This is a genomic window from Dorea sp. AF36-15AT, assembly GCF_003477705.1.
Lineage (GTDB): Bacteria > Bacillota > Clostridia > Lachnospirales > Lachnospiraceae > Claveliimonas > Claveliimonas ammoniilytica.
In genome coordinates this window covers 95,182-107,656 of record NZ_QUDV01000004.1, presented here as the reverse complement: position 1 = coordinate 107,656, position 12,475 = coordinate 95,182, and the positions used below count along the sequence as shown (strand labels likewise).

The window sequence follows — 12,475 nt, the reverse complement described above, 5'->3', positions numbered from 1 at the left end:
ACTTTCCGCAGATTCAGCGTATCATTTTAAAATAGAAAATTTATATGAGGGCAGACTCTTAAAAGAGTCTCTACGAAAGGACGTGAGATCATGCGCGAAAAGTTTGCACGCTTCATGGCTGGTCGATATGGTATGGATACTATGGGACGTTTTACCATCGGACTGGCACTTTTTTTAGTTGTTATCAACTACATTTTTACCAGCCGGATTATTAATCTACTGGTGTGGATTCTTCTAATTCTGGCATATTACCGGATGTTCTCCCGCAATGTATATAAGAGATCTTCCGAGAATCAGGTGTTTCTGAACAAAACATATAAGATCCGTCACTGGTTCTACACCCAGAAGATCCTGTTTGGTCAGAGAAAGACACACCATATTTACCGTTGTCCATCCTGCAAACAGAAGATCCGTGTACCAAGAGGCAAGGGCAAGATTGAGATCCGCTGTCCAAAGTGTAACACCACATTTATCAAAAAGAGCTAAGGAGTCATCCCATGTTCGGATACATTGCAATTAATAAAGCGGAAATGAAATTCCGCGATTTTGACATTTATCATGCTTATTACTGTGGACTCTGCAAAGACTTAAAGGAACGTTACGGGCGAAGCGGTCAGATTACATTATCCTATGATATGACATTTCTCATTATCCTGCTTTCCGGCTTATACGAGCCGCCGGCAGAAGATTCGATCCGTAACTGTGTGGCACATCCATTTCAGAAGCATGCCGCACGCACCAATGAGATCACGCAGTACGCCGCAGATATGAATATTGTTCTCTCTTATTATAAATGTCTGGACGACTGGACAGACGAACATAAGAAAAAAGCCTGGATCAATTCCAGGCTTCTTCGTTCCAAGGTGAAGCAGATTGAAAAGACTTACCCGGAAAAAGTTAAGCTCATCCGCGATATGCTCGCCCAAATCTCTTCCTGCGAAAAAGCGAATGAGCAGGATCTGGACAAGATGGCCGGTCTGTTCGGTGAGATCATGGCTGAAATCTTCGTCTGGAAGCAGGATATATGGAAAGACTCCCTTCACCGAATGGGATTTTTCCTGGGCAAATTCATTTATCTGATGGATGCTTATGAGGATATAGATGACGATATTGCAAATGCGTGTTATAATCCTTTTATGCGCTTCAGAGAACGCGAAGATTTTGATGATTACTGTAAGCAGATCCTTACGATGATGATTGCCGAATGTTCTCGTGAGTTTGAGAAGTTACCGATCCTCACTCATGCTGAGATTCTTCGCAACATTCTCTATTCCGGCGTATGGTGCCGATTTGAAGCAATCTGTGAAAAGCGCCAATCAGTTAATAATCAGGAGAACAAATCATGACCGATCCATATCAGATTCTGGGGGTATCCAGAGATGCCAGTGACGACGAGATCAAGAAGGCTTATCGTACGCTGAGCCGCAAGTACCACCCAGATGCGAATATCAATAACCCTAACAAAGACCAGGCAGAAGCCAAATTCAAAGAAGTACAGCAGGCTTACCAGCAGATTATGAAAGAACGTGAATACGGCTCTTCCGGCAGCTATGGAGCCGGAGGATATGGAACAGGCGGTTACGGAAGCTACGGTAGCGGTCAGAGTGGGGATCCGTTCGGAGGCTTTGGCGGTTTCGGTGGATTCTGGGGAGACTTCGGCGGTGGCTACAGACAGCAGGCCGGTCCCGAAGCTACGGATAACGAAGATGTCTTACATCTGCGTGCTGCTGCCAACTTTATAGGCAGCGGTCACTATCAGGAAGCACTGAATGTGCTGAATGATATGAAAGACCGCAGTGCACAGTGGTACTACTACAGCGCTATGGCGAATTCCGGACTTGGCAATAATGTAGCTGCACTGGAGCACGCCAAGGCTGCTTATCAGATGGACCCGAATAACATGCAGTATCAGGTACTCTTACAGCGTCTGCAGAGTGGCGGAAGCTGGTATCAGACCAGGCAGAATCCTTATCGTCCTTACTCGATGGGCGGCAGCGATTACTGCATGAAGCTTTGCATTGCCAATCTGGTATGCAACCTCTGTTGCGGCGGAAGCGTCTGCTGCGGTGGTCCGGGAACCGGTGGCGGACGATACTTTTAATGAAACAGCTCATCAAGTGAGATCCGGCAGTCTTCCTGATATATGTGTACCGGAACAGATTCCGTATAATCATATACTCTGGACTTGCCTGGATCTTCCAGCAGAAATAGCTTTACGGTTCTGTAATAATTGGAACATGACATAGCTACAGTTCTTCCGCCTTGTACACCACATAGCCCTCATAGTAATAGCTATGGTCTATACCTTTCATATAAACTTCTCTATCGTTAATCTTTTCTGTCAAAGCCTGTTTTAAAATATATTTTATCTCGATATCTTTGATCGGACTTCTTTCCATCGCCAACAGATAATCTTCTTTATCCACAACACTCCAGTCAATAACTTTGTTCAACTCTCTTTTCATAATTATATCCAGCCATATTCTGGTGCTTCGGCCGTTCCCTTCACGAAATGGATGAGCTATATTCATTTCAACATATTTTTCAATAATTTCATCAAATGTTGACTGCGGCATCTTCTCAATATTATCAATTGCAGCTTGCAAATACATAACAGGAGCAAATCGAAAGTTTCCTTTCGAAATATTTACACATCTCACGTCTCCCGCAAAATCGTATATTTCTCCAAATAGATATTTATGAATGGCCGCAAGCATCTCAAAACTTCCTGCTTTATAGTTATCCAAATATCCATTTTCAAATAGCTCTACTGCTTTTTTCTTGCTTATCTTTTCTTCCATTCTCGCAAGTTCTGTGGAATCTGTAATATTAAGCTTATTTTCTAATGCCATATGCTTTCCTTTCCAAATAGAGATTAATACATTTTATTTTTAACCATTTTACCACAGCCAGTATTATTCATACAATATACTCTATGAACTCATAGCAGAACTTTCCATAGTTGATTTCTGTGCAAGCAAAAGGATCCCGCCACCAGACGGAATCCTCCCTTGTATCTTATATGTACTGTTCCGGATCACCATAGTAATCCAAAAGCATAGATTCAAATTTATCATGCACACCGTGCTTTGCCGGTGCCTGTACGATATTCATTCCCGGACTGTGATTGCCCTCGATCAGCTCCAGTCTTCCATCGGAAAGGATTGCCACATCCCAGCCTACCACACGCAGACACGGAAGTGCCTGTGACGCTTCCTTACACAGCGCACAGATTTCCTCCCAGAATGGAATCTGCACACCTCGGAATTGCATACCGGTCATTGGATGTGCGATATAGGTATTGGCACATTCATCGATCCCGTCTGTGTTGATAATACCGGTCTTCGGATCGATCTCGCAGAAAATTCCGCCTCCGTGAGCGTTATCCACATGGAGTCCGTTATTGCCCACACGTAATCCACATCCGAATACTTCAAACCGATCCTCGTTACGGAATGTGATCACGCGCAGCGTGTTCAGTGATGATGGATGGAATACTGCCAGTGATTCATGAGACTCCACAAACTCTTCTGCCAGATATCTTCCCTTGATCATCTTCTGATAGAATTCTTCTTTATCTTCTTTCGCGTCAAACTCTTCCTCTGTCAGACGGATAAATCCGATTCCCCAGCTAGAATACTGTGGCTTCAGCGCAACCACATGATACTTGTGCACAAATGCATCGAACTCTTCATAGCTTGCTTCCGGCACATAGAGCCATCCCCTGCTGACAAACTGTGTAAAATTCTTCAAAAAGCTTAATTTGTCTTTCAGATATTTTTCAGATTCGTTATTATATGGACGCATCAGTCTGGTCGCCTCGATATCTGTCAGATATCTTTTCTGTTCTTCCGGACTTAAGCCATAGAAGCCGAAGATCATATACTCTGACTGAGACACTCGTTTTTCCGGATTGTTTCTGCGCACCTTCAGATAATCATGGAATAACTTACGCTTGGTAAATCCTTCCGGCAGTTCCTTTGTCCCTTCTATATAATGCATGAATTTCTTCTTCAGAACCGGATATGCTCTGAGATTCTTCACAAGATAATTATCCAATAATATGTTTTTCTTCTTTTCCATCTTCCTCTGCTGCTCCCTCTAAACACTTTTGTATCTGTGGATATTTGCCAATCCCATCTAACTGTATAATATTGCCGCCAGGCCAGTGACAGTTCCCTTCGATCAGTTCACAACCATCCGGTGTCACTGCAATGTCCCATCCCACGTAGCCAATTCCCGGCATTCTTTCCATTGCTTCATTTACCAATGTCCTGATCTGCTCCCAGTGTGGAATCTGCAGTCCAGGCATATAATAATCGGTTCCCGGATGTCTGTCGTAGTCCCGGATCTCTGTATTATTTCTTCCAGGTCCCGATACGCATCCTCTGTCAAGATCCAGCGGATATGCGATACCGCCGGAGTGAAAATTATCCGCCACTGCTCCTGCACCACCACATTTCAGACAGGCACCGATCAGATGTATCTGGCCTTTCTGGTCTCTGGCTGTGTTGATCCGAATGGAATTCACACATCCCGGACGGACGTGTTCCAATACTTCATGCTGCACGATACATTCTTCGACCAGCATATCATTTTTCCTGCATTCCTCATAGAATGACGGAATATCTTCTATTTCTTTTGTATGGATCTTACGGATCCCATGCCCCATGATTCCCCGGCTCGGCTTGCATATGATGCATTCATGACCCTTCAGAAATGCCTCAAAGTCTGCCGGTTCCGTATCTGGCACATATCGATATTCCCGCTTTACCAGTCCTTCAAACTGTCGGTAAAACAGATGCTTCTGTGCCATGATCCTGGCATCTTCCTTTGACAACCGCCGGTTCAGCTCCCGGTCTGCCTTGGATGACCTGCCGGAAGTCAGATACTGATAACGCTCTGCATCTTTCAGCTCATAGAAGCGCAGTACCAGGTAATTCTCAGGCGATGCGCCGTGCCGGTAGCCACAGCCTATGGCATCCAGAAAATACCGCATCACAAGCCCTCCCCGCTGTCTGCGGAGACTCTCTGCCATCTTCCATGTTTTCTTAACAGCATTCCACTGTGACATGTCCGTTACTCGCCTTTCCGTTCCTTCAATATCTGCTGCACATTCTCTTCTCCCAGACGTTCCAGGGTACGGCCACCGGCACGGAAATCCGTACCCAGTGCTGCCGATGCGATCTCGATCAATGATGTACACACCGGAACCGGAATATCCAGCACATGTCCCAGTGATTCCATCAACACCAGTCCCTGTGGAATGTCTTCCGTAATATATCTGGAGTTCACGGATGTTGGTCCCTTCGCACGCTCTGGCATTGCCGCATACGCAAAGAATACTTCCTTCGCATCACTCTCATCGTCCAGACTGTTGCGGTATTTGCACATTTCCACATATGGAACCGGCTTCAGTCCAAGATGTTCTAAGATATTCATTTTCTCCTGATCCAGTGCTTCCAGTATCTTCCACGCTGACGGAGTAAATACTTCATGGTACATGCAATAATCACCACCAGTCGCTTCAATCCGCGGAATACTCATGACTGCCCCAACTGTGTGAACAATCATGTTCGGATTGTGAAGCGCCGTCTCGATCACGCTGTCTGCATAGGCAAACGGCGTGCCGAGCTGATCTAATTTGGAAACAGCATAATCTTTCTGATGCATCGGATAGATACCGATCGGATTCCTTACATTGCGAAATCCCACCTTAAATCTTCCCGGTTCCATGATCCGTCCATCGATGAAGCTGCTCTCTGCCTCTGCGATGATCACGCCTTTCGGAATGCCACTTCCAATGGCATAGGCCGTTGACAGATATCCAGGGTTCACTACCACAATCTGCCCCGCTTCCAGATGTGGGAGTATCTTTGCCAACACATCCTGATGATAGCCTGTCTGCACGCAGACAAAGACCACATCCTGTCCTTTTACTGTTTCTATCTCTCTCGTCACATGGGCAATGTGACTTACTTTTTCTTCCCCAAATTCATCCAGCACCATCCTGCCCTGATTCTCAGACAGATACCGGAAGTTATCATCATGCATGGCATGCGATGTCTTGATCAGCGTCACCTCATGACCTTTACCGGCATAGTCTGCTCCAATCGCACATCCGGTATTGCCCGCTCCTACAATTGCTACTCTCATATCCCTCTCCTACATCATGCTTCCAAAGAGAAGATCTGTCTCCGGAAGTCGTTTATTATCCAATGCTGCAGCCGGCGTGAATGTCATTTCCCCGAATCGGACTCCCTGCTCTGTCAGGTACAGATCCACTCTGACAAATGGAAATCCTTCACTCAGCCGGTCCGCTGTCTGAAAGGCTTCTTCCAGTCCCGCAGGTCTGGGAAGCGCAAAGCCTTCCGGTGCATTTTTCGAATCTCTGTTAATACGCATCAACTTAAAATCCCGGTCAAAGAAATAGAACTTCGGCCAGCCTTCTTCTCTGCCTGCGCATACCATCACACAGTACGCTTTTCCATGAAAGCAGTAGAATTTGTAATCCTCCGGAAGTGATCCGTCTGATCCGCCGATATATTCTTCTACGATGATCTTCTTCTCAATCTTCCGATACTGAAGCTCTGAAAAATACGCCCAGAACGGTTCTTTGCCCCATTTGCGGAGTTTCTCCACCGTCGCCGGGATATCCAATTCCTTCTTAGACTGGCAGATGATGTTATATCCACATCCAAAGTTCCATTTCATGGCAAACTGCTCCGGAAGTTTGTCCCATTCGATCTCTTCCGGTGTATCATAGACTGCGATCAGCTTGTTCAGGCAATGCTCCAGTCCACAGTTATCAATGTATTCCCGGACGCAGTATTTGTCTGCGCACTGTCTGACCAGTGGATCCCTGCCATAAGTCTCAAGCTTTAGCTTCAGGATTTTTTCATTTAATGTCTTTGGATCCTTCAGATCCGGAAAACGTCCGAATTTTTTCAGAAATAATAACTTCGTATTCAATCTCGGAGACAGATAGGAAAGCGCTATGTAAAAAGCCTTGGACGCTTTGCTTATCTTCTTCTTTTTCATGCCTCTGCCTCACTTTCCAGGATCAGTTCTTCTGCTGCCGTCAGAGAATCAAGCAGACAGTCGATCACGAACTTTGACCGTTTTACGATCGAACGGTATTCCTGTTTGGAGGACACATACTGGTAGTGCAGCACTTCAATTGAAGGATCGTAACGCACCACACTTTTATCTTTTCTGCACAGCCAGTCCAGAATCTCCATCTCAAAATACATATAGGTCTTCGGATAAAATGGCTCCGGATGCTTTTTCAGATAGCGTTTGGAAAAAATCACGCAGGAACCATGCAGTACACTTCCCTCCGTAGGGATACTGCTGTCGATACACTGTTTTGCTCTTCTTCTGCGCTGTACTCTCTTCCAGATTGCCGGGCTGTTCTTTTCTCCGCTGCTGAGTAACAGCAGGATTGGGTTCTTTGTACGCGCTACCTTTTCCCGTTTCTTTCTTACGGATTCCAGTGAATATCCGTGAAGGCTCTTCGGATTCTGGTGAATACCGGAAAACACTGAGATAATATCCGGCCCCAGCACATCAAACGAATGTCTGCGATAGATTGTTTCCACCTTCGGGCAGAAATCTTTCTGCAAGATCTCCACGTCATTGTTAAGTACCACTACGAAATCCGCCGGCACATTCTCCTGTACCCAGCGCACTCCCATATTATTACCTTTTGCAAAGCCGGAATTTTCCGGATTCAGAATGACTTTAATCTCTGAATCTTCTGTATATTCGTCTAACAGTTCCTGTCCTGTTCCATTCGGCGACGCATTGTCCACGATCACGATCTTCTTGTCGCCTTCCAGTGCCTTGATTCGTTCCACGCATTTTCTAGTCATATCCGCTGCACGATAGTGCAGGATTACAAATGCTATCATTCCGAAACCTTCCTTTCTCTTCCGTTCACACTGCTTCTTATGCTGTCCATAATCCAATATTTCAGATCATATGGATTCTTACTTAATTTCAGGCTCTTTTTAAAATGCTTTGCAGCAAGTGCCGGATCTGTCGGATGCACACGCTTACCCATTCTCCGGTTCATCACTGCCATACTCTTCGGATACTGTTCGTACAGATCCAGATGCTTCTTATATAAATGCAGCAGATGCTGATAAGACGCAACTCGCGCTGAGATACTGTCTGCACCCACTTCCGATTCTACCAATGCCTCTGGCATATACCCCAGGTCAAATGTATTCGCCGCACGGATACCAAAATCCCAATCCTGATACCGCTTGATATTCTCATCAAAGCGCAGTGTCTCCCAGACCTCCCGCTTCATCAGCATGGTCTGTGTACTGGCTCTGTTCTCCGCGAGGAATTCTTCCACCGCATGTTCCTTATGAAAATCATGCACCGGAAAATGAAACTGATTGCCATTTGTCGCTATCCTGTTCATTCCGCAGAAACACATATCCACCTGTGTCTCTTCCAGAAAGTGCACCTGCTTCTCCAGCTTGTCCGGATGCCAGGTGTCGTCACTGTCCTGAAATGCGATCAGTTCACCATCCGAGCGTTCCGCGCCATAATTTCTTGCATAACAGGCGCCATGATTCTCTTCGTATCTGAGATACTTCACTCTAGGATCGCTGATCTCACGGAATAATTCTTCTGTCCCATCCGTCGAAGCATCATCCACTACCAGCACTTCGATATTCTGATAGGTCTGCGCAAGCACACTGTCCACGCAGGCCGGCAGCTTTTCTTTTCTATTATATGTAGGAATAATTACCGAAATCTTCTTCGCTTCCATTAGATATATCCTTCTGTATCTTTCCGTTTTATTACCTGTTTTTTACCGGATATGGAAATGCTGCCTTCATCTGCCGTTTCTTCTCCTCCACCATCTCCGGTAAGATCTGATACTGTTCTTCTATCTCTGTTAACTCCGGCGCCTTCTCTGTGCGCAGATCTCTTGGCTGCGCTTCCACACCGTACGCCGAATAATAATCTTCAAATTTATAACCGTCTCCTAACAGACGGTCTCCAAATACCAGATACATATTCGGGATTCCCAGACTGTCTGCAACGATCAGTCCATGCAGGCTGCTGGAAATAATGTATCTGCACTCTGCAATCTCCTTCACTACCTGTAAAGGATCATCTTTTACATTAATAAACTTTGCGTTATCATAGGATGCCAGCAGCTTCTCCACCGCCGGGTCCTTCAGATCACACAGATGAGGTACAACGCCCACATCATAACATACCTCCGGCCGTTCTTTCAATAACTCTGACGCCAGAATTCCGGCATCTGCCATCGGAATGTCCATTTTCTTTCCCGTCATGCGCTCTACATTCTTTCTGGTAAGCTCTCCTCTGACGGCGCAGAATTCCATATTCCGCTTAAAAAACTTCCCATCCGCATCCGAATAATTGATAAAACCGGTCCCCCACACATACACATGGGGCTTACGGATCCCGTTGATTCGCTGCTGCAGACGCATCATTGCCGAACCATGCAGCGTATACTGTCCCAGACAGCTTCCGATCCCGCAGATCTCCCCATCCAGAAAAGAATGGCGTTCTGCCTCATATCCAAAGCATTCCTTTACGATCAGCTCATTCAGACAGTCTCCCATATTCCGCAATTTCGAATAATACATCTTAATCTTGTCCGGCATCTGTAATTCCTCTACTATCTTACTATTCCAATCTCATAACTACTCGTTCATATCTTCCGTCATCTGCAAACGGAATGTCATTGACCGCATCAAACAGCGGCTGATATCCATAACCATCTGTGATCCATCCATATCCCGCATACTGAGCGGTATTAAATCCCGGAATGGTATTGGCCTCGATCAATACCGGTCCATCCTTTGTGATTGCCACATCCCAGCCGATATTAGAGATCTTCTTGCCAAGCGGCACAGCCCGCTTCAGCATTTCCAGTGTTTTATCCCAATGATTTAGCTGCAGCCCCTTGAAAGCCACGCCCGTCATCGGGTGCACCGTATATTCTTCCATCTTGTTCTGATCCACAGCATCTGTGAGCACTTTTCCCGTACGGATATCCACTACCGCAGTCAGCGCATCCTGGCAGCCATTGGCGATATCTTTGTGCAGTGCCGAAGTCAGCACCGGCGCAAACAGATGGGTTCCGTATGGAGACGTTACCGAATAAAATCGCACCACACTCACTGCACTTGGATTCAGTTCACTCAGCACATTATCCTGGCAGATGTATTCTTCTATGATTCCGTTGCCGCCATTCCGAATGTGATCAAGTGCATCTTTTATATCTTCTGCACAGGTTACCGGCAGGACACGGACACCCTTGCCCATCCCCTTGCAGTTTGGCTTATATACAACCTTGCCGGTTCCTTCCGCCAGCTCTTTCAGTACATCCTCCGTCACATCGGAAGCCTGCACACATTTTCTTCCATAAAATTCATCAAATACTTTGGAAAATATATATTTATTCATCAACATACCGATATAACGTCGGTCTGTAAATTTCTTACGAAATTCCATACGGGACCAGAGTGTAGATACCGTCTTCTTCTGTTCCTGTGTCAGATCATAGAATCCGGTCCATGCATATTCGCCAAAAGAAATGTGATTGTATTTCTTTGCCTGTATAATATCCTTCTCTACTTCAGATGCATTCAGTCCATGCTCTTCGGCATATTCTCTGGCATATAATCTGATATGCTTTCTCGAATTGATAAGTCTTGTAAAACTATTTGTCTGTCCCATATGTATCCTCTTTCTAATTCATCGTTACATTTGCTTTATCAGCTCTTCCAGTTCGTACTTTCTTCCGGTCTTTGTCACCATCTGCATTGCACCCATCTGTGCCGTACAGTTAGCTTCCACCATGCACCAGCCGTGGTCTCTGCTGTAAGCCAGATCCCATCCGCAATAATGATTGTCCGGGATCATCATAGCTGCTTCTTTGACCATAGAGACTGCCTCATCCCACTTCGGAATCTGGAATCCCTTAAATCTGATACCACTGTCCGGATGGCACTCATACGTGTGTCCTTTTTTGTCCGCTCCATCAGTATAAATGACTCCTGTCTCTGCGTCAATGAGTGCACTGACTCCTCCCGCACTAAAATTATCCACAAAGCTATCTCCCCGGCCCATTCGGATCGATGGATGGAATAATTTTATCTCCGGTTCGCCCTCTTCATTCTTAATGATGGCGGTTGGAATACGCAGAGTATTCACGGATCCTGCATGAATCTTCGACAACGCTTCACCCTGTACGATCACTTCTTCGATAACCGCGCCGCTCTTACTGTACTCCTGATGTGCCTCTTCTACAGAATCATACATACCAAGATTCTCTACTCTGACACCGTTGCCAAAAGCTGCATACACCGGTTTCACCACATAGTTCTCATGCCGCTCCGCAAATTCGCGAAGTTTTGCCAGATTCTCTTCGGTCGGTTTTTCATTTTTCAAAATGCGGATAACTTCCCGCTTATACATATCTTTGAATTTCTTATAGGTCCGGTACTTGTTCTCCAGGAGATCGGTATTCTTTCGCTGATTCATGCGCGGATAATAACTCAGACGGATGCCCTCTGTAATGAATGAATTACGATACTCTGCGTCCTGTCCCTCATATCCAAATGTAAAATACTCACTGTAATAAGAACCATATTTAAACAGGCAGCGGATCATATCCCTCTTTAATTTTTTCACATATTTCGGATCGGCAAGTTCCTCCGGCTCCTTATATTTAGCAATGATCTCATCCATTTTATCCTTTTTACATTTATAATAGTACGCTTTGCGGTACCACGGTACGAAACGGTATTTATAATGAAATTTTCTAAGATATTTGCGCAGCACTTTACTTTCCTCCTGGCATGATAAATGCCGCCATGCCAGACTGGCACAGCGGCATCTCTCGCTTTACTTTACTGCTCTTTCTTTACAGCAGCTGTCTTCTTTTTCTTAACGACTTTCTTTTTCTTTGGTGCGAACATGTTCTTGCGGATACGATGTGTCTCATCACGCATGAACTGCTCTTCATAGATACGGATATATCCTGTATCCTGGATCAGCCATTCACCATCGATTTTAACATATTTATCTGTGTAGATTGCAGATCCTTCTACCTGAAGTCCTTCATATGGATCACCCTTAGCGAAGATCAGTCTGTCTTCCAGATACCATTTTCCGTAAGCAACTGTGTCGCTCTCAAACCATACCTGTGGGTTATGTCCCTGATGAAGTGTAATCTCTGTCTTAGGCATAGATTTCTTGAAGTAATCTGTGATTTCCTTTGGTCCGTGGAATACCAGCTTACCATTAGAATATGCTGTCTCGATATCCGGTGCCATTGTAGTCTCAAGTTCATCCCAGTTCTTTGTATCAAGAGCCTGGAAATATTTACTCTTCAGTTCTTTAATTGCCTGTACATCTTTAATCTGCTGTAATTCTTTTTCCAAAGCCTCAAGGCGTTCTTCTACTGTCATTT

15 protein-coding genes are annotated in these 12,475 nt (G+C 45.3%); 3 read left to right on the top strand and 12 right to left on the bottom strand.

The annotated features are described in order from the left end of the window. The first annotated feature begins 90 nt into the window (after window positions 1–90). From DWZ93_RS07905 to DWZ93_RS07895, 3 genes are read left to right on the top strand one after another with little or no spacing between them, the layout of a single operon-like run. The gene (locus DWZ93_RS07905; protein WP_118452502.1) at window positions 91–486 is read left to right on the top strand and encodes a hypothetical protein; all 396 of its coding nucleotides are present in this window, start codon (window positions 91–93) and stop codon (window positions 484–486) included. 11 nt (window positions 487–497) lie between these two features. Further along, window positions 498–1,346 (top strand): DUF5685 family protein, encoded by an 849-nt coding sequence (locus tag DWZ93_RS07900; RefSeq protein WP_118452501.1) that lies wholly within the window; start codon window positions 498–500, stop codon window positions 1,344–1,346. Next, window positions 1,343–2,101 (top strand): DnaJ domain-containing protein, encoded by a 759-nt coding sequence (locus tag DWZ93_RS07895; RefSeq protein WP_118452500.1) that lies wholly within the window; start codon window positions 1,343–1,345, stop codon window positions 2,099–2,101. The genes DWZ93_RS07900 and DWZ93_RS07895 overlap by 4 nt, the downstream gene beginning before the upstream one ends. Here DWZ93_RS07895 and DWZ93_RS14715 read toward each other — a convergent pair. From DWZ93_RS14715 to DWZ93_RS07840, 12 genes are all read right to left on the bottom strand, one after another. Further along, the gene (locus DWZ93_RS14715; RefSeq protein ID WP_158567092.1) at window positions 2,098–2,244 is read right to left on the bottom strand and encodes a hypothetical protein; all 147 of its coding nucleotides are present in this window, start codon (window positions 2,242–2,244) and stop codon (window positions 2,098–2,100) included. The genes DWZ93_RS07895 and DWZ93_RS14715 overlap by 4 nt on opposite strands. Window positions 2,245–2,246: 2 nt before the next feature. Next, complete coding sequence (fic, locus tag DWZ93_RS07890; protein ID WP_118383040.1) at window positions 2,247–2,852, bottom strand: protein adenylyltransferase Fic; 606 nt, start codon at window positions 2,850–2,852, stop codon at window positions 2,247–2,249. 166 nt (window positions 2,853–3,018) lie between these two features. Further along, window positions 3,019–4,083, bottom strand: coding sequence for a sugar-transfer associated ATP-grasp domain-containing protein (locus tag DWZ93_RS07885; RefSeq protein WP_118452499.1), 1,065 nt, complete (start codon window positions 4,081–4,083; stop codon window positions 3,019–3,021). Then, window positions 4,052–5,074: a sugar-transfer associated ATP-grasp domain-containing protein gene (locus DWZ93_RS07880; protein WP_118452498.1), complete on the bottom strand. Its 1,023-nt coding sequence runs from the start codon at window positions 5,072–5,074 to the stop codon at window positions 4,052–4,054. The genes DWZ93_RS07885 and DWZ93_RS07880 overlap by 32 nt, the downstream gene beginning before the upstream one ends. A 5-nt stretch (window positions 5,075–5,079) precedes the next feature. Continuing rightward, window positions 5,080–6,156 (bottom strand): NAD/NADP octopine/nopaline dehydrogenase family protein, encoded by a 1,077-nt coding sequence (locus tag DWZ93_RS07875; RefSeq protein WP_118452497.1) that lies wholly within the window; start codon window positions 6,154–6,156, stop codon window positions 5,080–5,082. A gap of 9 nt (window positions 6,157–6,165) precedes the next feature. Beyond that, window positions 6,166–7,041 (bottom strand): ATP-grasp fold amidoligase family protein, encoded by an 876-nt coding sequence (locus DWZ93_RS07870; protein ID WP_118452496.1) that lies wholly within the window; start codon window positions 7,039–7,041, stop codon window positions 6,166–6,168. Next, window positions 7,038–7,913, bottom strand: coding sequence for a glycosyltransferase family 2 protein (locus DWZ93_RS07865; RefSeq protein ID WP_118452495.1), 876 nt, complete (start codon window positions 7,911–7,913; stop codon window positions 7,038–7,040). The genes DWZ93_RS07870 and DWZ93_RS07865 overlap by 4 nt, the downstream gene beginning before the upstream one ends. After that, entirely contained in the window at window positions 7,910–8,788 is an 879-nt protein-coding gene (locus DWZ93_RS07860) for a glycosyltransferase family 2 protein (protein ID WP_118452494.1), read from the bottom strand. The genes DWZ93_RS07865 and DWZ93_RS07860 overlap by 4 nt, the downstream gene beginning before the upstream one ends. A gap of 31 nt (window positions 8,789–8,819) precedes the next feature. Next, complete coding sequence (locus DWZ93_RS07855; protein ID WP_118452493.1) at window positions 8,820–9,659, bottom strand: polysaccharide pyruvyl transferase family protein; 840 nt, start codon at window positions 9,657–9,659, stop codon at window positions 8,820–8,822. A gap of 22 nt (window positions 9,660–9,681) precedes the next feature. Then, entirely contained in the window at window positions 9,682–10,737 is a 1,056-nt protein-coding gene (locus DWZ93_RS07850) for a sugar-transfer associated ATP-grasp domain-containing protein (protein WP_118452492.1), read from the bottom strand. Window positions 10,738–10,761: 24 nt separating this feature from the next. After that, on the bottom strand, window positions 10,762–11,844 hold the full coding sequence (locus DWZ93_RS07845; protein ID WP_118452491.1) for a sugar-transfer associated ATP-grasp domain-containing protein: 1,083 nt from the start codon (window positions 11,842–11,844) through the stop codon (window positions 10,762–10,764). Between the two features lie 68 nt (window positions 11,845–11,912). Then, window positions 11,913–12,473 (bottom strand): nuclear transport factor 2 family protein, encoded by a 561-nt coding sequence (locus DWZ93_RS07840; RefSeq protein ID WP_118383052.1) that lies wholly within the window; start codon window positions 12,471–12,473, stop codon window positions 11,913–11,915. Window positions 12,474–12,475: the final 2 nt, after the last annotated feature.